We start from the raw sequence: 21,899 nt of genomic DNA on the forward strand, positions 1-21,899 counted from the left end.
GTCCATCCGTGACTCGCTAGAAAATTGCTGACTTGGGTTTTCGCCACCGGCTCGTGTCAGAGCAAACTCCACGACACCCCGACATAAACCCCCATCCCTTCACCCGGCGTAGACCGCGCGGCATCCAGTCCTTTGTCGTCATACCCCGGCGTGACCGTTGCCGCGTATTGTTTGTTGGTCAGGTTGCGCATATCCACCCACGTCTGCCAGTCACCCTTCGGCGCGTTGTAGCCCAGCGTCGCGCCAAACAATGCGTAAGGATCGGCGTAGTAGCTGTTGGCGTAATCCACGGCAACTTTCGACACCAGTTGCGTGTTGACCGCGGCGAAGAAGCCCTGAGGCCAGTCGTAGCGCAACTCGCCCTGGTAGTAATGCATCGGCAATCCGGGCAGGCGATTATCGCCAAAGCGATCATCATCGCGATAGTGGAAATCGCTGAAGGTATACGCCTGACGCAGGCGCAACTGGCGGCCATCGGCGGCAGACCAGAGTTGGCTGTTGAGACTCGCTTCGACACCTTGGTGCACGGTCGGGCTGGCGTTCAACTCATACGGCGTGACGGCATTGGCATCCGGCAACACCGACAGCAACTCATGCCGCACCTGCGCGTAATACCACGCCAGACTCCATTCGCCGACGGCGCTGTCGCCACGGCCACCCAGCTCCAGTGTGGTCGCGGTCTGGTTTTGCAGTTTGATCGGGTCTTTCTGCGTGCCGGTCGCCGCGCCATTGCCGGCGGGGAAGCGCACGTTGGAGCTGTAGATCAGCGACCACGGATGCGGCGCTTCAACCGATCGGCTGAGGTTGCCGAATACTTGCAGATCCGGGGTGATCTGGTAACGCAGGCCGAGGCGTGGCGCGTAATCCCAGTCGTTCATGCTGGTTTTGCCGCCGCTCTGCGGATAGGTCACGGCACTTTCGCGGCGGGTGTAGATAGCGGCGAGACCCGTAGTCAGCCAGAGGTCGTCAGCGATTTCCAGATCGTTGCCAAAGTGCAGAACGGTGTCGGAACCCTGATAGGTGAAATTGCGCATGCGCGTGCCCGGCACGTAGCTTGCGGTGTTGCCGGTGGGAATGCGCACGAACTCGCTGGCGCCGTCGTTGGGCAGGTGTGTGGTCACGCGCAGGCCGACGTTGCTGCGGCTTTCCATGCCGAAAATCGTGTCGCGGCGTTTGTAGTCGAACGTGCCGCTGACGTCGGTGTAGGCGACCTTCAAACGGTTCGGGCCTTCGCGCAGGTCCATCGGGTAATCGTGATAGACGAGGCCGGTCTGGATGCTCGAGTCGTCGTCGATATAGAACGTAGTCTTGTTGCCGATGAAGGTGCTGCCCGGTTGCTTGCGGCTGTCATCGCGTGCCACATAGGACGGATTGGCCGCGCGAGGCGAGTGCTCGATGGAGTGCTTGGTCACACGCCCTGCGAGGTCGTTGTCGGTCTCGCGGTAGCGGATATAGAAGCGGGTTTCCAGGTTCGGGTTGAAGCGATAACCGAAGTTGGCGATCAGGCCTTTGCTCTCGCTGCGGGTGTGATCCTGATAGCCGTCAGCGTTGGCATCGGTCAGCGACACGTAGTAATCGAAGTCGCCGAGCACTTGCCCGGAGCTGACCTGGCGCTGCTGATAGCCGTGGCTGCCGGTGGCATAGCGCACTTGCAGTTTCGGCGCGTTGTAGCCGGTGTGGCTGACGTAATCGATGGCGCCGCCCAGTGCCAGCGCGCCGCGATCAAAGCCGTTGGCGCCGCGCAGCACTTCGACGTGATCGACCCACAGCGGTTCGAGCAACTCATACGGCGTGCCGCCCGGGCCGGTCAGCGGCAGGCCATCGAGCATCGTGTACAGCCCCGACGCATGAGCGCCCGGCGCGCGGTTGATGCCCGAGCCACGCACTGAAATCTTCACGCCTTCGTTGCCCGCCGACTGCGCATAAACGCCCGGCTGATAGGCCAGTACATCCTGATTACTCGCCACGCGGCCCTGCAACGGCTGACGCATGTCGACCACGCTGGTGCCGCCGGGCACCTGATCGAGGCGGGCCTTGGCTTCCTCAACAGAGACATCACTGCCGTTGCGATCCTCGGCCGAAATCAGCACTTGCCCCAGTTCCAGACCTTGAGTCTCGGCCATTGCCGGGCCGGCGAGAGCCAGACCGAGCAGGGCGGCGGGCAGGGATTTGGACGCGGGCATCGAGAAAACTCCAGGCAGACAAGGGCAGGGCAATGAACAGTGCGACGCAACAAAGAACGAACGAAACACATGGCAATTTTGCTTTTTGCCCGGCAATGGCAAACAGCACGGCATGAACTAACCTCACGTGTCTGGTGTATCCCGTCAATCAACACTCTGTTTCTGCATTTATTGGAGAGGGCCAAGGTCATGGCAAAAGGCAAAAAGAAGGCCGCCACAGCGCCTGAAAGTCTGAAGCTGAAAAACAAGGATTACCTCGACCAGTTGCGCAAACTGCACGTCGAACTGGTCAAGTTGCAGGAATGGGTGATCGCCAAGGGCGTCAAGGTCTGCATCGTTTTTGAAGGGCGCGATGGCGCCGGCAAGGGCGGCACGATCAAGGCGTTGACCGAGCGCGTCAGCCCGCGTGTCTTTCGCGTGGTGGCGTTGCCGGCACCGACTGATCGCGAGAAAAGCCAGATGCATGTGCAGCGTTATCTGCCTTATCTACCGGCGGCGGGCGAAGTGGTGATCTTCGATCGCAGTTGGTACAACCGCGCCGGTGTCGAGCGGGTGATGGGCTTTTGCACCGACGAGCAGGCTGACAAATTTCTCAAATCGATTCCCTTGGTTGAACACGCCATCGTCCAATCCGGAGTGATCCTGCTCAAGTACTGGCTGGAAGTCAGCCCCGAAGAGCAGACCCGCCGGCTCGAAGCGCGAATCAACGATGGTCGCAAGACCTGGAAACTGACACCCATGGACTTGAAGTCCTACAGCCGCTGGTACGACTACTCACGGGCACGGGATGAAATGTTTAAACACTCCGATACCGAACACGCGCCGTGGCTGGTAGCTGACTCCAACGACAAGCGCCGCGCACGGCTGAACATCATCACCGATGTGCTCAGCCGCATTCCGTATGAGGATGTGAAACGCGAGAAAATCGAGCTGCCCAAACGGCAGAAACCGGGCAAGTACCGGGATCCGCATTATCCATACCGGCGCGTGGCCGAGAAGTTCTGACAAACTGCCTCAATCCCTGTAGGAGTGACCCTGCTCGCGATAGCGGTGTTTCAGCCAACACATCCGCCATAGACAATCCGCTATCGCGAGCAGGCTCACTCCTACAGGGTTCGGTGGTGTATCCAAAGCAAACAGTCCATCCGTCGACTGCGCTGAACCACTGCGATGATCTTTCTTTCTATCAAGGGAGTCCCTCACGAGATCATCCCCGATGTTCGATCAGCGCAAACAAGAAAAACTGGCGGCATGGCGAAAGCTGGCGATGCAATCGCAGATGCGTCTGGACCCAGAGGAACAGTACGACGAACTGCTCAAGGCAGCCGATGAAATGGAGGAGCAGGGACTGATCACCAGCGCCGAGTGGCGGCAATTGGTGCGGGATGCGGGCAATGTGTTCACCGGGGATACGGGGCGATCAAACGGTTGAACCCGCCGCAAACGGCTACAGCGATGGATCCGCCCTGTAGCCGTTCAGGTCACACGACCTGTCTTGGCTTTCAACTGTGCACCTCTGGAATCCTGCAGCAACCGCGCAAACGCTGCTTTGTCGATCGGCCGGCTCATGAAGTAACCCTGCACCTCATTGCATTGATCGACCCCGAGAATATCCAGCTGTTCTTCAGTTTCGACCCCTTCGGCAGTCACGGTCAGGCCCATGGCCTTGCCCAGGCCGATGATCGCCTGCACCACCGCGCGATCGTTAGTGCCGCTGCTGATCGAGGCGATAAAGCGCTTGTCGATCTTGATCCCGTCAAACGGGTAAGCGCGCAGGTAACCGAGCGATGAGTAACCGGTGCCGAAGTCGTCCATGTTCAGGCGCACACCCAATTCCTTCAGGGCATTCATGGTGGTCAGCGCGCAGTCGGTGTCGTTGAGCATCACGTTCTCGGTGATCTCCAGTTCCAGGCGACTGGCCGGGAAACGGGTTTGCACCAGCACTTCGCGAACATCCTCGACCACATCGCTGAGGGCAAATTGCGCCGGCGACAGATTGACCGACAGCAGGATGTCTTCCGGCCAGCCGAGGGCAGTCTCGCAGGCTTCGCGCAATACCCAGCGACCCAGCGGGACGATCAGATCGGTTTGCTCCGCCAACGGAATGAACAGGTCAGGGCCGAGCAGGCCCTTGGTCGGATGTTGCCAGCGCACCAGCGCTTCGACCGAAACGATGTGCTTGCCATCGACCTTGTAGCGCGGCTGGTAGTGCAGGATGAATTCGTTGTGTTTGAGCGCATGGCGCAGGTCATCTTCCATTTGCCGGCGCGTCTGGATCTGATCGCTCATGTGCGCTTCGAAATAACACCAGGTGTTTTTGCCCTCGGATTTGGCTTGATACAGGGCAATGTCGGCGTAACGGATCAAGTCGCTGGGCACATAACTGTGGCGCCGGCTGAGCGCGATGCCAATGCTGGCGCCGATGTGCAGCGGATGCTGCTCGAAGACCACCGGTTGATGCAGGCTGCCGATCAGGCGGGTGCAGAACTTGTCGATTTCGTGATGGCTGTCCATGCCATTAAGCACCACGATGAATTCATCGCCGCCCAGACGCGCGACGATGTCCAGTTCGCGTGTGCATTCACGCAGGCGTACGGCAACTTCCTGCAGCACGGCATCACCGGCCGGATGGCCGAGCGAATCGTTGATCGGTTTGAAGTTGTCGAGGTCGATCATCAGCAGCGACAGCGGCGGCGCGTGCTCCTTGAGCAGCAGCGCTTCATCCAGATAACGCGCGAGTTTGTTGCGATTGGGCAGGCCGGTGAGGGCGTCGTGCATCGACAAATGCTGGATCTGCGCATGGGCGGCGACTTCGTCGGTGATGTCGCTGGCGGTGCCGCGATAGCCGATAACCGCGTGCTTGTCGAAGATCGGCCGGGCGGAGAGCCGACAGTGGCGATGCTGGCCGGCGTGGTCACGGTAGGTGCAACGCAAGTCACTGGCGCTGTCTTGCTCGGTGAGATTCCTCAGCCACAGTTCCAGAGGCGTGGTGTCGCAAAACAGCAGTTGACCGATGTCTTGCCCCAGCCACAGGGTTTGCGGGTAACCGGTTACCTCGCTAAAACGTGCCGAAAGGTAGGTCAGTGCCAGGGTGCGGTCGACTTCCCAGATCCAGTCCGACGCGGCTTCGGCCACCGCGCGAAAGCGTTCTTCGCTGGCTTCCAGTTCGCGGTTGGCGTTCTCCAGTGCGTGATTGGAAGTTTGCATGACAGCAAAACTCTGATCGACGTACTGCGATGACCGCAACGCGTGGCGGAAGAAGTACGCGGTCAGCAGCATTAGCACCACTATCGTCGCGCCGAGTGGTGGCAACAGTGACCACAATAAATGTTGCCCGGGCCGCTCCAGATCGGCGATCAGGCTGTAACCGGTGTTGTCCAGTGGCACCCGAGGGCGCTGCGGGTCGATGGTCTCGTCCGGCGCCAGGGTCAGGTTATTCAAGCCGTAACCGCTGCCGATCAGACGCAATTTGGTCGGCGTGAGTTTGTCGACGAACACCAGCACCGAAGTTTTCTGCGGGTCGCCGAGTGGTCGCTCATCGTTGGGAATAATCGCTGCCGCCGAGACCAGCGCCGGCCAGCCTTCGAACAGTGAATAGCGGCTGACCGGCTTGGTCAGATCACCTTGGCCCAACGCTTGATCGAGTAACTCCGTGGCGCTGACCTGCACGAACGCGGACAACTCGGCATCGACCATTTGCCCGCGCACCACCGCGTAGCGGGTGCCTTCACGGTTGAGCACGAACACGCCGTCATAACCGTCGGTGGTGAACAGGGTCTTGCCGAGGTTCTGCTCGGTGTAGGCCCAGTCGGTGTCGACCTGACCGCTCAAATGCTCGTAGGCCGTGGTCCAGTAGGCGTAGCTGGTGATGTAGTTTTTCGAGGCGGTGATGCGGTTTTCCAGCGCGCGAGCGGAATAGAAGCGGGTTTTGTTGATCTCGTCGTTGTCGAGGCGTTCGGCAATGCCGAGCAAGGCCACGGCGGCGGCAATCACGCCACTGACAAACAGCGCACCGACCGCGAAGGCCAGGCGGCGGGTGACGGCGCTCTGGCGCGGTGGAAGCGGGGCTGCAAAGCTGGAAAGGTCCATGTGCTCGTCCTTGATCCGCTGTCTTCTGAATCTAGAACCACGGCGCGGGCGCAATGTTCAGATTCTTCTGGGGGACTGCATTGAAAGCGTAGTGAAACCCGCGTGATTTGCCTCCCCAAGTGCAGCGCGCCGATCAGCGGCCAATCCCGAAAGGGCAAGACTTCCCGCGCAAAAACCGGATAATGGCGGCCATTCGTTTAGCCGTATTCTGGTAATCCCGCATGGAAATCAAGGTCAACTTTCTCGACAACCTTCGACTTGAAGCCAAGTTCGACGACTTCACGGTGATCGCCGATCAGCCCATCCGCTACAAGGGCGATGGTTCGGCACCGGGGCCGTTCGACTACTTTCTGGCGTCGTCGGCGTTGTGTGCGGCGTACTTTGTGAAGTTGTACTGCGACACGCGCAGCATCCCGACGGAAAACATTCGCCTGTCGCAGAACAACATCGTCGACCCGGAAAACCGCTACAACCAGATCTTCAAGATCCAGGTGGAATTACCGGCGGACATCTCCGAGAAAGATCGCCTGGGCATCCTGCGTTCCATCGATCGCTGCACGGTGAAGAAGGTCGTGCAGACTGGGCCGGAATTCATCATCGAAGAAGTCGACAACCTCGACGCCGATGCCCAGGCGCTGTTGATGCCGGTGGCCGGTTCGGAGGCAGGCACCTTCATCGCCGGCAAGGACCTGCCGCTGGAGCAGACCATCGCCAACATGTCGGGCATCCTCGCCGACCTCGGCATGAAGATTGAAATCGCCTCGTGGCGCAACATCGTGCCCAACGTCTGGTCGCTGCACATTCGCGATGCGCATTCGCCAATGTGCTTCACCAACGGCAAGGGCGCGACCAAAGAGGGCGCACTGGCCTCGGCGCTGGGCGAGTTCATCGAGCGCCTGAACTGCAATTTCTTCTACAACGACCAGTTCTGGGGCGAAGAAATCGCTAACGCCGAGTTCGTGCATTACCCGGACGAGAAGTGGTTCAAGCCAGGCCCTAAGGACGAGTTGCCGAGCGAAATTCTCGACGAATACACCCTGAAGATTTACAACCGTGACGGCGAATTGCGTGGCTCGAACCTGTTCGACACCAACTCCGGCAACACCCAGCGTGGCATCTGCTCGCTGCCGTTTGTGCGCCAGTCCGACAACGAAGTGGTGTACTTCCCGTCCAACCTGATCGAAAACCTTTACCTCAGCAACGGTATGAGCGCCGGCAATACCCTGGCCGAAGCGCAGGTGCAGTGCCTGTCGGAAATCTTCGAACGCGCGGTCAAGCGCGAAATCCTTGAAGGCGAAATGGCCCTGCCAGACGTGCCGCAAGAAGTACTGGAGAAATACCCGAGCATCCTCGCCGGCATCAAAGGCCTGGAAGAGCAGGGCTTCCCGGTTCTGGTCAAGGATGCGTCGCTGGGTGGTGAATTCCCGGTGATGTGCGTGACCCTGATGAATCCGCGCACTGGCGGCGTGTTCGCCTCGTTCGGCGCGCACCCGAGCCTGGAAGTGGCGCTGGAGCGCAGCCTCACCGAGCTGTTGCAGGGCCGCAGTTTTGAAGGTTTGAACGACTTGCCGCAGCCGACGTTCTCCGGCCAGGCCGTGACCGAGCCGAACAACTTTGTCGAGCACTTCATCGATTCCAGCGGTGTGGTGTCGTGGCGCTTCTTCAGTGCCAAACCGGACTTCGAATTCGTCGAGTGGGACTTCTCAGGCCAAGGCGAAAACTCTAACGTCGAAGAAGCTGCGACGCTGTTCGGTATCCTCGAAGACATGGGCAAAGAAGTCTACATGGCGGTCTATGAGCACATCGGCGCCAAGGCTTGCCGCATCCTGGTGCCGGACTACTCGGAGATCTACCCGGTCGAAGACCTGATCTGGGACAACACCAACAAAGCCCTGCAATTCCGCGCCGACATCCTCAACCTGCACACCCTGAGCAAGGTCGGTCTGCGCAACCTCGCCCAAGGCCTGGAAAACAGCGAGCAGGACGATTACACCGAGATCACCACGCTGATCGGCGTCGAGTTCGACGACAACACGCCGTGGGGCAAGCTGACCATTCTCGAACTGCGCCTGCTGATCTGTCTCGCGCTGCAGAAGTACGAGCAGGCCAAGGATCTGGTCGAAGCGTTCCTGCAGTACAACGACAACACCGTCGAGCGCGGCTTGTTCTATCAAGCGGTCAACGTGGTGTTGGAGATGGAACTGGACGAGGATCTGCAACTGGAAGACTACGAAGCCAACTTCCGCCGGATGTTCGGTGACGAGCGCATGGACGCGGCGATTGGTTCGGTCAACGGTAGCGTGCGTTTCTACGGGTTGACGCCGACCAGCATGAAGCTGGAAGGGCTGGATCGGCATTTGCGCTTGATTGAGAGCTATAAAAAGCTGCATACGGCGCGGGCGAATGTGAAACAGGTCTAAGCCGGTTTCACATCGGGTTCGGTGGAATTCACCCCTCATCGGAACGCCGCCCGCCCAGCCCTCTCCCCAGGGAGAGGGAGCCGATCTGTGGGCTTTTCAACTCCAGAGTTCGACTCGATATCTCAGGTCGGCGTATTTCAACCAGACAACTCGGTCAGTCTTTTCTCTCCAAGGAGAGGGCAGGGGTGAGGGTTTTTCGAATCCAGAGTTCGACTCGATATCTCAGGTCGGCGTATTTCAACCAGACAACTCGGTCAGTTCCCTCTCCCTCTGGGAGAGGGCTAGGGTGAGGGGCTTTGGTTTTTCCGCCCATGCGCCGCATTCGCCAGTTGCCCGGTATCCACTCGCACAAACACTGAATCGCCCACGGCCGTCAGCACATCCCCGGCAAACACCTCACAGATCACCCGGGTCTTGCGCCCGACGTCACCCTCGACTTTCGCGCGCAGAGTCAACGGCACGCCCATCGGCGTCGGTTTGATGAACTTGATGCCGAGGTTGCCGGTGACGCAGTCGATGCGCGGCAGGCTGCCGGGTTCGCGGTTTTCAGCGCGGTAGTGGTAGGCCATGGCCGTCCAGTTGGAATGGCAATCGACCAGCATCGCGAGCAGGCCGCCGTAGACCAAGTCCGGCCAGCCGCAGTACTTGGCGTCGGGCAGGTGTTCGGCGATCACGTGAACGCCGTCTTCGTGCCAGCGGCTTTTGACGTGCAGACCGTGCGGGTTACGGCCACCGCAGCCGTAGCAAACGCCTTCAGGTGCGGCGAGGTCTTGCAAAGGGATATCGAGGCTGGACATGGTTTTTATTATCCTGGAGGGGTGAGTCCGGTCAGGCGCAAGCGGTTGCGTCCGCCGCGTTTCGATTCGTAGAGAGCGGCGTCGCCTTGTTCGATCAGCGCCGTCAGGTGCGCGGGCGGCTTGTCGAACAGGCTGGCGCCGATGCTCAGGGTCACCGCAGCGGTGGTCGGGAACGTCTGGGAGGTCATGCTCAGAAACTGCTCACGCAACGCGTTGCCCAGTTCCATGACGCGCTCACCCGAGGTGCTGCTGAGCAAAATGACAAACTCATCACCGCCCAGGCGTGCGGTCAGCGCATTGCGCGGCAGCACCGAGCGGATCATCTCGCTCAAGGCGATCAGCAAACGATCGCCGGCGGTGTGGCCGTATTGGTCGTTGACCAGTTTGAAGTTGTCGATGTCGATCAGCAGCAAGGCGCCGGGATGCGCCGGCGAAACCTGTTCAAGCAGGCGCGGCGCGCGTTTTTCCAGGGCGCGGCGGTTATACAAAGCGGTCAGCGGGTCGCGCTCGGCGAGGCGGGCGATCTGTTTTTCGCGGCGATAACGCTCGGTGCCGGTCATCGACAGGGCGATCAACATGATTGCCATCGCACCCTCGACCAGGGAAATCTGAATGATCTCGCCGCGAAACGCCGCCAGATCGATCAGCGTGCCGGGGATCACCACGGTCAAGGCTTTGGCCACGTAGAAAAGCCCGTGACCGAGCAGCACATAGCGCAACTGCACCGCGCCGACGCTCAACGATTTGCCATGGGGGCGCAGCAGCGAGCTGGCCTTGAGGGTCGACAGCGCCACCAGCAACGAATTGGCCGCCAGCATGACCTTCGACCACAGCGGCCCCTCCGGCAACAGCAGCAAGACCAGCCAGGTGACAAAGATCAGGTACCAGGCCGTCGACAAGCGTATCTGGGTGAAGCGCGCCACGCCGAGCAGAAACAGGAAATGCGCGGTCACCAGCAGGCCGTTGGCGAACCAGATGCCGATCAGCAAAAGCCGCTGCTGCGCAGCAGGGCCAGGGTGGAGCCGACGGTGATGGTGGTAAAACCGGCGCTCCAGAACAGCAGCGAAGGCTCACGAATGCTGCGCCATTCGATCGCCAGGTACAGCGCTGCGGCGGCTGCGAGGGCGATGGAAAGGGTCAGCATCGTAGGTGGGTCGAGCGGCATTTCTTGATGAGCCTGTCTGAGTGGCAGTTTGACCGGCGATTGTAAGCGTTCGGGCGGCTTTTTCGCAGAGGTCGTGTTGCCGCGCAGATCATTGGCAGCGGGGAAGGCGCGGTCGCTCGCCGCCACCCTGACCGCCGTGCCGATCGGTCATGGCTTGGGCTCAAGCCAGGTGTCGACGACTCGGCGATCCAGCTCTTCCCAATAGGCCATGCCCAGCACCCGGGTGGTGTTAAGCCCGCGCAGGTAACCGCGCAACTGGTTGGCGGTGTCTTGGATGAGCTGCGGGTCGGTAATGCCTTTGTCCAGCAATACGCTTTCGTACTGAACCAGATATTCGGCCACACGCTCGCGAAAATCGGGCAGAACGGCGTCACGGATCAGGTCAAACGTTCTCAAGGCGAACTCCTCATTTCATGTTTTTCTCGTTGTAGTTGAGTGTGTATCAGTCTGCACATCGCGCAACTATTGCTAGAAGTAATAGTGACCATCAAGAAACGCAAGTTCTGCTTTGTCGGCATTCGGCGGAAAATCGCTTCCATCGAACACGCAGCTCAAGGAATTTGCGCGATGAACACCCTGACCCGACTGGCTTTTGTCGCCCTGCTGACAGGCGGCGCACTGTTCACAGCTCCGACTTACGCAGCCGACGCCGGGTCGTGTCACTTCCAGACCATCACGGGCAGCAGCGCTACGTTGCAGCATTCGCAAACCGTGGGTGTGTTGCTCAGCGAGAGCACTCTGGACAACCTGCAATACCTTGAGCGTTACCACGACATGGCGGTCAACGGCGCGAAAGATGCGCTGGATTCGCGGATTCGTGAAGCGTTCGTTGACAGTTCCGATCCGGAACTGGCCATCGACTGGCTGGTGAGTTCGCTGCAACAACAGTTCTTGTCGGTGACCGTTTACGACAACCTCGATGCATTGGTGCAGGCGCATCCCGACGTGGTGGTGAAACTCGACACCTTCAATCGCTTGCTGACGCAGCAAAACAGCCTGGTCGAAGCACGCTTTACCGCGCGTTTCTACGACGCCGACCTGCAATACATCGGCAAGGCTGAAGGTGCTGTCGAGAAACAGTTGCCATCGGTCTGGGTGCATAACCAGGCGGCACCGGCCATCGCTGCGCAGATCGATAAACAGCGTGACTTGCAACTCAACGCGTTGAAGCAATTCGATGTGTCGCTCAAGGCGCTGGTAGCGTCGAGCTGATCACTTAAAACATAAATGGCAACGGCGGCTCCGTGAGGCTGAACCGTTGCCGGTTGAACCGAACCTTTATTTTCAGGATGACACCGATGCGTCTTTTATTTGTGCCAGCTCTGGCCGTTGCCTCTTTGCTGCTCGCCGGTTGCGCTTCGGCGCCGAACAATCCGAGCCTGACGCTGCAGACCAGTAAGACGCCTGCGCAGTACGCCGATTGTGTAGTGCCGAAGTTGCAGGGCAGTGCGTTGAACCCGACGGTTTCGCAGACTCAGCGTAGTTATCGGATTGTGGTGCCGAGCAAGATTTCTGCTGACAACGTGCTGGAGGCTTATAAAGCCGGTAATGGCGGCAAGGTGTTTATCTATGAGCGCCATTTGTTGGCTTCGAATCTTTTGCCTTCGAGTTTTGAGCGGGCGGCGCAGGATTGCATCTGATTTTGGCTTTTTTACGTATTGACTGAGCTCCTTTGGTTGGCCGCAACCAACCAATTTTTTGCCTCGCGCCCTTATGGGGCTGCGGGGCTTTTTTTTGTTTGGGCTTGGCGGCCTTTGGGCCGACCATGCTCGGGGTGTTCTTTGTGAATATCCGTTGCTGCGGTGATGGCTTATTACGGTTTCGCCCTTACGGCGACTCACTTTTTTTCAAACGCCAAAAAAAGTAAGCAAAAAACGCTTGCTCCTACGTGCGGCCCGCTCGCTGGGGCTCGGGGTTCCTTCGCTGCGGGATCGATCCGGGCGCAGCGCCTACGGTTTGCTTCGCTGCACCTCCTCTCGCTGTGTTTGGCTGCGCCAAACGGTCGCTGCGCTCCCACCCCCGGATCAATCCCTCCACTCAGCCTTCCGACGTCGCCTTACAGATCAAGATCAAAAGCAGGCGAGCTGACACTCGGCCCATTGAGTGGTGAAGAGCGGGGCGTGGTCGGCTTTGGATTTGTGGTGGTGCTTCCCCTCACCCCAGCCCTCTCCCGAGGGAGAGGGGGCCGATCTGTGGGCTTTTCACAGCCTGAGTTCAACGCGGTATCGCACGTCGGTGTAACTCTCCCAAACACCACCGTCAGTTCCCTCTCCCTACGGGCGGTCCGACGTTTCGGGAGGGCTAGGGTGAGGGGCTTTTGATCTGGGCTATGCAGCCGGTTGTTGTAAGATGCGGCATCTTCAACCTTGCGAGCAGCGAAAATGGATTCTCACTCGATATTGACCTTCACTGTGGTCGCGGCGATTGCTATCGCCAGCCCGGGGCCGGCGACGCTGATGGCGATCAACAATAGCCTTGCTCACGGGCAGCGCAGCACGATCTGGTCGTCGCTGGGTAATGCCAGTGGGCTGTTCTGTTTGTCGGCGGCGGCGATGTTGGGGCTGGGGGCGTTGTTGGCCAGTTCTGAAGTGTTGTTTAACGCGGTGAAGATCATCGGGGCCGGGTATCTGTTCTACCTCGGGGTCAAGCAATTGTTCAAAAGGGGCCGATGCTGCCGGATGGGATTGAAGGTGAGGCGGGCAGAGTGCGACCGACTCGCGGCAAGCTGTACAAGTCGGCGTTCCTGACGGCGGTGACCAATCCCAAGGCGACGATGTTTTTTACTGCGTTGTTTCCGCAGTTCATTGATCAGGGCGCGACGCTGCTGCCGCAGTTTCTGATCCTGACCTCGATCTTCATGGCGTTGTCGGTGTCGTCACTGAGTGTCTATGCCGCGCTGGCTTCGCGCGCGAAGGGCGTGCTGACCCGTCCGGCGTTGTCCCGTTGGGTCAGTCGTGTGGTTGGTTCGACCTTTATCGGTTTTGGCGCGGCGATTCTGACAATGCGGCGGCAGGCGGCTTAAAGCCATTTGTACCGGGCCGGGAATCTCGCCACGAAGCAGGTTCCCGACTCGGCGCTTGAGGTCACGCTCAAGGTACCGTTGTGCGCCATCGCGATCTGCGAGGCGATATACAGTCCCAGCCCCAAACCCTCGCAACGTTGCCCGGCCTCGGCCCGGGAGAACGGTTCAAACAGCAGTGGCATCAGTTGCGCTGGAATCGGTGTGCCCTGGTTGGTCAGGGAGATCACGATCTCGTCATTTTCCGCATACGCCTTGAGGACGATTGGCGCGCTGTTCGAGCCATGGGTGGCCGCGTTACCCAGCAGATTGGAAAGCAATTGGCTGATGCGCAGCGCATCGCAATAAATGCCCGCCGGCACATCCAGTTCATGGATAAACACCGCTTGGGGATGGGATGCTTGTACCTCGGCGAGGGTCAATTGCAGGGTGTGCTGCAAGTCGTCCACCAACTTGCGCTGCACCGGAATCCCGCCACCCAGACGTCCTCGTGCAAAGTCGAGGATGTTTTCGATCAACACGCCCATGCGCACCGAGCTGTTGCGAATCGCCGCAATCAGGTTGAGCGAACGCTTGTCTTCGGTTTTGCTTTCCAGCAAGTCGGCGCTCATGCGCACCGCGCTCAGTGGTGTGCGCAAGTCGTGGCCGAGAACGGCGATGAATTGCTCGCGCAGGCGCCCGAGTTCATTGGCGTTGTTCAGCTCGATCTGGGTCGCTTCCAGATGGCGTTGGGTGTCCAGGTTCATGGCGATCAATTGAGCGAACAGGGTCAGTGTTTTGGTGATGGCCGGTTCGTCGATATTGGCCGGGACCGAGTCGATGGCGCACAGCGTGCCGAAGAAGTCGCCATTGGCTTTGACGATGGGAATGGAGATGTAGCTTTCCAGCCCATAGGTTTTCGGCGTGTGGTGCAACGAAAAGACCGGGTGCGCGCTGGCGTGCCCGAAGATCACCGGCTGCTTATGTTGGCGGATCTCGTGGCAGATGGTCGATTCAAGTACCAGTTCGCCACCGGGTTTGAGCCCGAAATCAATGGAGTCATCGACAGCGCATGCCACCCAGTTGCTTTCGGTGACCCGCGCGACTGCGGCGAAACGCATGCCGGTGAGGTGTTTGACCATGCTCAGGATGACTGGCACCGCGTCAATGCTGCGGATCGCGTCGATATCAGGGGTAAAGGCCGGATTGGTCATGGCGCGATGCTTCGTGAAGAGTTCGCTCAGAGACTAACGGTTATTGCTGCTCATGACTAATGAAGAGGCCAGAAAGTACAAGGGCGCCGTGGCTTTCCCCGGCGCCCTTGTTTGTTACTGATTAGAAGGTCAGCGACTCAGAACTTGTACTTCGCCGTCAGCATATAGCTGCGCGGGTTGCCGTAGTTGTCGTTGGAGCCCCACGTAACATTGGAGCCGATGGCGGAGTAGTAGACGCGATCAAAGATATTGTTCGCGTTGACCTGCAGATCCAGGTGTTTGTTGACCTCGTACCCGGCCATCAGGTCGGTGACCGCATAGCCGCCCTGTTCAAGGCGGTAGCTACCGTTATTGGCCAGAGCGACGTCGTTGTACATGCGGCTTTGCCAGTAAACGTTGCCGCCCACGCGCAGGTGTTGCAGCGGACCCTGGAAGCGATAGACGGTGGACACCTTGAACAGATGCTCCGGCGTGTCGGTTTCGAAACGTTGATTGTTGTTGGCCGGGTTTTCGTCCTTGATGTAGTGCGCGCGGGTATAGGTATAGCCAGCGCCGACCTGCCAGTTGTCGGTCAGCGCGCCTTGCAGTTCCATGTCCACGCCCTGGCTGCGTACCTTGCCCGATGAGCCGTAGCAGGTCAGGACCGGGCAGCCGAACTGATTGTCGGCCTGGGTGGCGCGGCCGGTCTGGTCCATCTGGAACACCGCCAGACTGGCGTTGAGGGCGCCGTCAAAGTACTCGCCCTTGATGCCCACCTCGTAGTTTTCGCCGACGATCGGTTCGAGCACCTTGCCGCCGAGATCCTTCTGGGTTTGCGGGGTGAAGATGTCGGTGTAGCTGGCGTACACCGAGTGATGGTCGTCAAGTTTGTAGATCAGGCCGGCATAACGGGTGAGGTTGCGCGTGACTTTGTAGTCGCCATCGGCCGTGCGGTCATCGTAGTCGTACCAGTCGAGACGGCCGCCGAGGATCAGCGTCAGCGGATCGGCCAGGCTCAGGCGAGTGGTCAGGTACACCGCGTCCTGGGTGGTGACGTTGCGGGTTTTGCCGTCCCGTACAAAATCAGGCTTGGGTGCGCCAATCGGCCAGGCCGTGGTGTACGGATCGTACTCCTTGGTGGTCGCGTCATACACCCGGTTGCTGGCCCCGACCACCAGTTCGTGGCTGCGGCCAAACGCTTCGAACGGGCCACTGGCGAACACGTCGAGCGAGCGCTGCTTGTCGGTGTGATGGGATTGATAGGCCGTGGTTTCCAGCGGGCCGGCGTAACGCGACAGGTAAGTCCCGGAGAACTCGCCGTCGAGGGTCGAGGAAGAGCCGGCGACGTGCAGTTTCCAGTCGTTGTCGAAACGATGCTCGACCTCGCCGAACACAGTATCGATCTGCAGCTTGCGGTTTTCCCAGTCGGTGCCCGGGTAGGTGGAGCGGGGCAGGTCGAGGTGATGGCCGTTGGTGCCGATCGGCAGGCCGCCCCAGAAATAGTTGGTCTGTTCGTTCTGACGCGAGAAGCCGAGGGTCGCGGTGGTGCTGTCGCTGAGGTCGGCTTCACCGATGGCGTAGAACAGGCCATGGTCGTTTTCTTCCTTGTCGCGGAAGCTGTCGGCGCCTTGATAGGAACTGACCACCCGGCCACGCAGGGTGCCGCTTTCGTTCAACGGGCTGGAGGCGTCGATCTCGCCACGGTAGTCATCCCAACTGCCGGCGGCGCCGGTGAGGGTTACACGCTGATCGGCCGTCGGGCGTTTGCGCACCAGGTTGATCGCCGCCGAAGGGTTGCCGGCACCGGTGACCAGGCCGGTCGCGCCACGGACAATTTCGACGCGGTCGAACATTGCCAGGTTCGGTTGCACCGCCATCGAGAACGGCGAGTAGGAACTCGGCAGGCCGTCGTACATGATGGTGTCGATGTCGAAACCGCGCGAACTGTAAGTCTGCCGACCCGGGCCGCTGGCCTGACTGAGGAACAGTCCCGGCGTACCTTTCACCACGTCGTTGATGCTGGTCATATTCTGGTCGTCCATGCGCTGACGGGTGATCACCGTTACCGCTTGGGGCGTTTCGCGCATGGTCAGCGACAGCTTGGTCGCCGTCCGCATCGGGCCAGTGGTGTAGGACTGGGTGTCTTCGGTGGTGCTGCTCATCTGGGTTGCGCCGATTTCAGTCGCGTCCAGTTCCAGTGTGGTCGGCGCGGTTTTTTCAGGCGTGGCGGGCGTTGTCTCGTCGGCCAGTGCCGGTGCGATGCTGGCCATGCAGATGGCGAGTGCCAACAGGTTTGGTGAACGGTTTGAGCGGCGGTGAATAGTGCGAAACGACATCAATCTGCTTCCCCAAATGATACGAAAACGAATCCAGTGCGAGTGCGTGTAGGAATTATTCGCATTAGTGTGTCAGATCATTCCGGGTGAAGAAAGCCGTACGGCTCAGTTAGTTAACGAATTTTTCACAATTGACCGGAGGCTCTACCGCGGGGGATTGGCAGGGACGTGTGAGTTTTCGGGGGCGTGCGAGGGGCAAATCAGGGCGCAGCGGCCCGGCACAAGAAACTGCGCCGGCGCTGCTGATGGGGGCACGCTCAGCGGATGAGCGTGAGGCAAAGAGGGCTCAGTTCAGATCTTCGGCCTGGTGCCGCTCGGGCACTTGAGTCGCTTCATCGCCCCAAGTGCGATTGACGCGTTGTCCGCGAATGACGGCCGGCCGTTTGGCGATCTCCTCTGCCCAGCGCTGCACGTGCGTGTATTCGTGGGCCGCTAGAAACTCGGCGGCTGAGTAGACATTGTTGCGCACCAATTGCCCGTACCACGGCCAGACTGCGATGTCAGCGATGGTGTAGCTGTCGCCGGCCAGATAGGCGCTTTCGGCCAGACGCCGGTCGAGCACGTCCAGTTGCCGCTTGGCTTCCATGGTGAAGCGGTTGATCGGGTACTCCATCTTCTCCGGCGCATAGGCATAGAAGTGCCCGAAACCGCCGCCCAAGTAGGGCGCCGAGCCCATTTGCCAGAACAGCCAGTTCAAGGTTTCGGTACGGCCCGCCGGATCCTTCGGCAGGAATGCGCCGAATTTTTCCGCCAGGTACAGCAGGATCGAACCCGATTCGAATACGCGAATGGGCGGCTCGACACTGCGATCGAGCAGCGCCGGGATTTTCGAATTGGGGTTGATCTCGACAAACCCGCTGGAGAACTGATCGCCCTCGCCAATGCGGATCAGCCACGCATCGTACTCGGCAGCGCTGTGCCCCAACGCCAGCAGCTCTTCCAGCAGAATCGTCACTTTGACGCCGTTGGGCGTGGCCAGCGAGTACAGCTGCAATGGATGCTTGCCGACTGGCAGCGTTTTGTCATGGGTAGGGCCAGCAATCGGCCGATTGATGCTGGCGAACTGGCCACCGGACGGGGCTTCGTTTTTCCAGACCTGGGGCGGAACGTACGGCGCTTTGCTCATCTAAGGGGCCTCATCTTGGCAAGTGGAAAAAATACCTCGCTGATCATAGACAGGACACCACAGAACCCGCTTCCTGTACCAGAGCGCGATTGATCGGTCGCATCAGTCATTTCGCGCGCAGGTAGCGAACCCATTCGCTGGCTTTTCTGAAGCCATAAAAACCCAGGATCGAGACGGCGATGACCGCGATCATCGGCCCGATCACGCCCAGCCCTGTGGTCATCTGGGCGTAGGCCGCGAGGGACAGGGCAAGCACCGCATAGCCGGCGAGGTACTTCCTGTAGGCGATCAAGAGCGTTGGCACCATCAGGACGACGAACAGATGAGTGGCGATGGTGATCAGGATTTGTGCGACCAATTGGACAGGCACGCTGCCCATGGATGCCTGAGCCATGGTTATCTCGGCGTCGTACAGAAACATCTGCAGTGAAATGACAGTTATTGCGGCCATTACCAGCGCAGCCAACGCCGCAATTTTTGAGCGTTTCATCTGATCTCCAACGGGTGAAGCAACGTCTGATAAATGAATCTTTCAGCCTCAGCGCTGCGGCCATTGATCCTTGATTTCAAACCACGGCGCCTTCGAAGTGACTTCCACATGTTGCTGTTTTTCAGTGGTGAACGTCGTGTCGAGCGTGCCCAGCGCAACCGAGATCCAGCCGTTGAATTCCCCTTGATTGCTTGCCCAGAACAGCGACGAGCCGCAGTGCGTGCAGAACTGGCGTTGTACCGATTCAGACGATTGATACGACTTCAGCTGGTCAGCACCTTCCAGCAATTCCAGGTTCTGGCGCTGCACGCTGCCATAGCTGGCAAACGCCGCGCCGTGGCTTTTGCGGCACTGGCTGCAATGGCAATGCGAAAGCGCCTTGGGCCGCGAACGGATCTGGTATTTCACCGCTCCGCACAGGCAACTGCCCCGGAAGGTCTGAGGGGAGGGCGTGAGCATTGTTATTGCGAATCCTTGTAGGTAATGGCTTGTTTCAAGGGGGCAGGTGACGGCGCCAGAAACCCGCTGATCAGGGAAATCACCTGTTGCTGAATGACCGCACGCGGACGACCACCGTCGCCATCGGTGCAGATGATGCTGTCGCCCGGTACATCCTCGTCGAGCATGGCCACGGCGCCAGGTTTGCAGATTGCCATGAAACTGAAGTGACTGGCGTCGCTGATCTCGACGAAATGCGATGAGGTTTTTGGCAGACGTTTGGCGAGGTCGACGGACTCCAGTTCAGCGGGCAGTTCTTTCGACGGCACGCCGGCAGCGATCACCAGGATCGGCACGGGGTAGGCCGCGAGGCTGGCGTCGGTCATCCCGCGCGACAGGCCCAGATCCAGTGAAACCACGGCAGTGACGCGCTTGTCACGCCAGTCGGCGGCCAATTGAGCTTTCGCTTGCGCAGTGTTTGCAGTGTTCATTTGTTGGTAGGCGGTGCAACTGGCGAGTTGCGTGTGGACCTTGCAGTCTTCGGCAAATCGTTCGGGGTCGAAGCGCGCGCCGCCGGTTTCGAGCACTGTCCAGCCGCCGAGAGAATGGCCCACAACAGCAATTCGATCCTTGGTCACTGCGCCGAATTTTTCTGGCTGAGCCGTCACGGCATCGATGGCGCGGCTGAGGTCAACGGGGCGTTGCCACAGCTGCGCCGCTGCTTGCGGGCTGCGGTCGCGACTGGTGGTGCCGGGGTGGTTGACCGCCGCGACGATGTAACCTTGATGGGCCAGTGCACTGGCCAGCCATGTCTGGTTGATCCAGCTACCGCCATTGCCGTGGGACAGCACTACCAATGGATGCTCGCCCTTGGCGGCCGGGGCGTCGAGCACCGCAGGCGCACCGACGAAGACCGGGTTGTCGCCGAACAATTGTGGCGTCGCAGCGGTGGTCGCACTCGGGTACCAGACGACCATTTCTACCGGGCGCTCATTGCGCGGATCCGCCAGCGTGGCGTACTGGAAACCAACGGGTTGGGCGTCAGCGAAGGCGTGGCTGCTCAAGCAGATCAGTAGCAGGGCCGTGAGCGTTTTTTTCATTGTTGTTATCTTCCGTGATGGGCCGATTGGGCGAGGTGGACTTTGCCCGATTTCGCGCGCTTCAGCGAGCCTCTTTGAACCCAGAATCTTAAACATTTTCCATCGGCCAGCGCGTGGCCAGATGCGCTGTCAAATAATCCAGAAAGGCTTTGACCTTCGGCGTCATCGCCGCACGTTCCTGCACGCAGGCGTAGATGTCCATCGGCTCGACAACGGAGTGGGTGGCGTCGCTGTGTTCAAACAGCGGCACCAATTGCCCGCTCGCCAGATAAGGCGCTGCGACAAACTCCGCCAGCCGGGTGACCCCGGCGCCGTGAACCGCCATTTGCGCCAGTGCATCAATGTCATCACTGATGGCGGTGGCGTTGATATTGGCGTCGAAACGCTGCCCGTCGCGGATAAAGCTCCAGCGCAGAAAACGCCCGTCCAGGGGATAACGAAAGGCCAGGCAGGCATGGTTTTGCAAATCATCCGGCGATTGCGGCCACCCGGCGCGCTGAAGATAGGCCGGCGCGGCGCACATGATGAAGGGCAGCGAAACGATCTTGCGCGCGACGATGCCGTCCTCCAGTTGCGGCTTGATCCGCAGGCTCAGGTCGATACCGTCCTGAATGTGGTTGATCTTGCCATTGGTGGTCGACAGTTCGATGAGCAGGCGCGGGTGCTGTGCGGTGAAGCCGGCAATCAGCGACGCCAGCACATGGCGGCCAAAAGCAGATGTCGAGGCGATGCTCAGCCGGCCCTGCAACTCGGTTTCATCGCTGCTGATCAAGCTTTGCGCCGATTCCAGATCCGCCGCAATCCGGCGGACTTTCTCGTAGTACACCGCGCCGTTTTCGGTCAGTGCCATGCTGCGCGTGGTGCGTTGCAACAGCCGTACACCGAGGTGTGCTTCTAGCCGATTGAGCGTTTGGCTGACCGCTGCCGCACTGACGCCGAGGGTCTTGGCGGCGCCGACAATCGAGCCGGCTTCGACCACTTTGATAAAACTGGCAATCGCCGCTAACAGATTCATTCATCGTCCCGTTGTGGGTTGATTCGTAAGTTCTGCTTTATAAAGTACCTGCGGCTGAGCGTCTAGTTGCGGCAGACCGGCTTTGCTAACGTGCGGTCTCCCTGTCAATGGATGGAAACGCCTTATGAATCAACCAACAAGCTCCGAAGCCCTGATCCTTAGCCGACGCAAGCTGTCGCCGCGCGCCACCCCGTATGTGTTTGCGTTGTACATGGCGACGATCATGGCATTCCTGATGTCGTTGGTGATCACCGCTGCCAATTCGGGCATTGATAACAACTACCTGAGTAATGCCTTGCACGCCTATAAGTTGGCGATGCCGGTGGCGTTCCTGTGCATCCTGGTCGTGCGGCCGATCGTGATCAAACTGGTGGCGTTCACGGTGCATCCGCATCGTTGAAAGGCCCCGCCTCAGCAGTGACTGTTCTGGCGCCTTCGCGAGCAGGCTCGCTCCCACATTTGCAACTCAATTCCCTGCGGGAGCGAGCCTGCTCGCGAATGGCCTCACCACCGATCGACAGGTCTTGTGGGGGACTCAGAAAAACAAAC

Annotated in this window: 17 protein-coding genes and 2 pseudogenes; 7 read left to right on the forward strand and 12 right to left on the reverse strand. The window is 59.6% G+C overall.

All coding sequences use genetic code 11. The features are described from left to right. Positions 1–56 precede the first annotated feature (56 nt). On the reverse strand, positions 57–2,183 hold the full coding sequence (locus LOY43_RS12765) for a TonB-dependent receptor domain-containing protein (RefSeq protein WP_258709772.1): 2,127 nt from the start codon (positions 2,181–2,183) through the stop codon (positions 57–59). 189 nt (positions 2,184–2,372) lie between these two features. On the opposite strand from LOY43_RS12765, the gene ppk2 reads away from it, so the two are divergent. Both ppk2 and LOY43_RS12775 read left to right on the forward strand, forming a co-directional pair. After that, complete coding sequence (gene ppk2, locus LOY43_RS12770) at positions 2,373–3,188, forward strand: polyphosphate kinase 2 (RefSeq protein ID WP_093433236.1); 816 nt, start codon at positions 2,373–2,375, stop codon at positions 3,186–3,188. A 211-nt stretch (positions 3,189–3,399) separates the two neighbouring features. After that, the gene (locus LOY43_RS12775; protein ID WP_258709773.1) at positions 3,400–3,615 is read left to right on the forward strand and encodes a hypothetical protein; all 216 of its coding nucleotides are present in this window, start codon (positions 3,400–3,402) and stop codon (positions 3,613–3,615) included. A gap of 44 nt (positions 3,616–3,659) precedes the next feature. Here the strand turns inward: LOY43_RS12775 and LOY43_RS12780 are convergent, their stop codons facing one another. After that, the gene (locus LOY43_RS12780) at positions 3,660–6,272 is read right to left on the reverse strand and encodes an EAL domain-containing protein (RefSeq protein ID WP_258709774.1); all 2,613 of its coding nucleotides are present in this window, start codon (positions 6,270–6,272) and stop codon (positions 3,660–3,662) included. A 221-nt stretch (positions 6,273–6,493) separates the two neighbouring features. Between LOY43_RS12780 and LOY43_RS12785 the strand changes: the two genes are divergently transcribed. Next, positions 6,494–8,692 carry an OsmC domain/YcaO domain-containing protein gene (locus LOY43_RS12785; RefSeq protein ID WP_258709775.1) on the forward strand — a complete coding sequence of 733 codons (2,199 nt, stop codon included), beginning with the start codon at positions 6,494–6,496 and terminating at the stop codon, positions 8,690–8,692. Positions 8,693–8,973: 281 nt separating this feature from the next. Here the strand turns inward: LOY43_RS12785 and LOY43_RS12790 are convergent, their stop codons facing one another. The 3 genes and pseudogenes from LOY43_RS12790 to LOY43_RS12800 all read right to left on the reverse strand — a co-directional run bounded on the left by LOY43_RS12790 (position 8,974) and on the right by LOY43_RS12800 (position 11,050). Next, positions 8,974–9,489: a PaaI family thioesterase gene (locus LOY43_RS12790; protein WP_258709776.1), complete on the reverse strand. Its 516-nt coding sequence runs from the start codon at positions 9,487–9,489 to the stop codon at positions 8,974–8,976. A gap of 8 nt (positions 9,490–9,497) precedes the next feature. After that, positions 9,498–10,654, reverse strand: a pseudogene (locus LOY43_RS12795) (GGDEF domain-containing protein). A 147-nt stretch (positions 10,655–10,801) separates the two neighbouring features. Next, a complete protein-coding gene (locus LOY43_RS12800) occupies positions 10,802–11,050 on the reverse strand; it encodes a hypothetical protein (protein ID WP_093433206.1) in 249 nt (82 codons plus the stop codon). 171 nt (positions 11,051–11,221) lie between these two features. On the opposite strand from LOY43_RS12800, the gene LOY43_RS12805 reads away from it, so the two are divergent. The 3 genes and pseudogenes from LOY43_RS12805 to LOY43_RS12815 all read left to right on the forward strand — a co-directional run bounded on the left by LOY43_RS12805 (position 11,222) and on the right by LOY43_RS12815 (position 13,676). Then, on the forward strand, positions 11,222–11,866 hold the full coding sequence (locus LOY43_RS12805) for an ATPase (RefSeq protein ID WP_258709777.1): 645 nt from the start codon (positions 11,222–11,224) through the stop codon (positions 11,864–11,866). 86 nt (positions 11,867–11,952) lie between these two features. Further along, on the forward strand, positions 11,953–12,294 hold the full coding sequence (locus LOY43_RS12810) for a hypothetical protein (RefSeq protein WP_095126388.1): 342 nt from the start codon (positions 11,953–11,955) through the stop codon (positions 12,292–12,294). 741 nt (positions 12,295–13,035) lie between these two features. Continuing rightward, positions 13,036–13,676, forward strand: a pseudogene (locus LOY43_RS12815) (LysE family translocator). On the opposite strand, the gene LOY43_RS12820 reads toward LOY43_RS12815, so the two are convergent. The 7 genes from LOY43_RS12820 to LOY43_RS12850 all read right to left on the reverse strand — a co-directional run bounded on the left by LOY43_RS12820 (position 13,673) and on the right by LOY43_RS12850 (position 21,350). Continuing rightward, complete coding sequence (locus tag LOY43_RS12820) at positions 13,673–14,866, reverse strand: GAF domain-containing sensor histidine kinase (protein ID WP_095049956.1); 1,194 nt, start codon at positions 14,864–14,866, stop codon at positions 13,673–13,675. The pseudogene LOY43_RS12815 and the gene LOY43_RS12820 sit on opposite strands and share 4 nt — an antisense overlap. Before the next feature lie 137 nt (positions 14,867–15,003). Continuing rightward, entirely contained in the window at positions 15,004–17,181 is a 2,178-nt protein-coding gene (locus LOY43_RS12825; protein WP_095126387.1) for a TonB-dependent siderophore receptor, read from the reverse strand. 286 nt (positions 17,182–17,467) lie between these two features. Next, a complete protein-coding gene (gene yghU / locus LOY43_RS12830) occupies positions 17,468–18,307 on the reverse strand; it encodes a glutathione-dependent disulfide-bond oxidoreductase (RefSeq protein WP_095049958.1) in 840 nt (279 codons plus the stop codon). 106 nt (positions 18,308–18,413) lie between these two features. Then, the gene (locus LOY43_RS12835) at positions 18,414–18,797 is read right to left on the reverse strand and encodes a hypothetical protein (RefSeq protein WP_095049959.1); all 384 of its coding nucleotides are present in this window, start codon (positions 18,795–18,797) and stop codon (positions 18,414–18,416) included. A 48-nt stretch (positions 18,798–18,845) separates the two neighbouring features. Next, positions 18,846–19,256 carry a GFA family protein gene (locus LOY43_RS12840; protein WP_095049960.1) on the reverse strand — a complete coding sequence of 137 codons (411 nt, stop codon included), beginning with the start codon at positions 19,254–19,256 and terminating at the stop codon, positions 18,846–18,848. A 2-nt stretch (positions 19,257–19,258) separates the two neighbouring features. Next, on the reverse strand, positions 19,259–20,335 hold the full coding sequence (locus tag LOY43_RS12845; RefSeq protein WP_095049961.1) for an alpha/beta fold hydrolase: 1,077 nt from the start codon (positions 20,333–20,335) through the stop codon (positions 19,259–19,261). 88 nt (positions 20,336–20,423) lie between these two features. After that, positions 20,424–21,350 (reverse strand): LysR family transcriptional regulator, encoded by a 927-nt coding sequence (locus LOY43_RS12850; RefSeq protein ID WP_095049962.1) that lies wholly within the window; start codon positions 21,348–21,350, stop codon positions 20,424–20,426. A gap of 124 nt (positions 21,351–21,474) precedes the next feature. On the opposite strand from LOY43_RS12850, the gene LOY43_RS12855 reads away from it, so the two are divergent. Continuing rightward, the gene (locus LOY43_RS12855; protein ID WP_095049963.1) at positions 21,475–21,750 is read left to right on the forward strand and encodes a DUF2798 domain-containing protein; all 276 of its coding nucleotides are present in this window, start codon (positions 21,475–21,477) and stop codon (positions 21,748–21,750) included. Positions 21,751–21,899: the final 149 nt, after the last annotated feature.

Source organism: Pseudomonas sp. B21-041 (assembly GCF_024748675.1).
Lineage (GTDB): Bacteria > Pseudomonadota > Gammaproteobacteria > Pseudomonadales > Pseudomonadaceae > Aquipseudomonas > Aquipseudomonas neuropathica.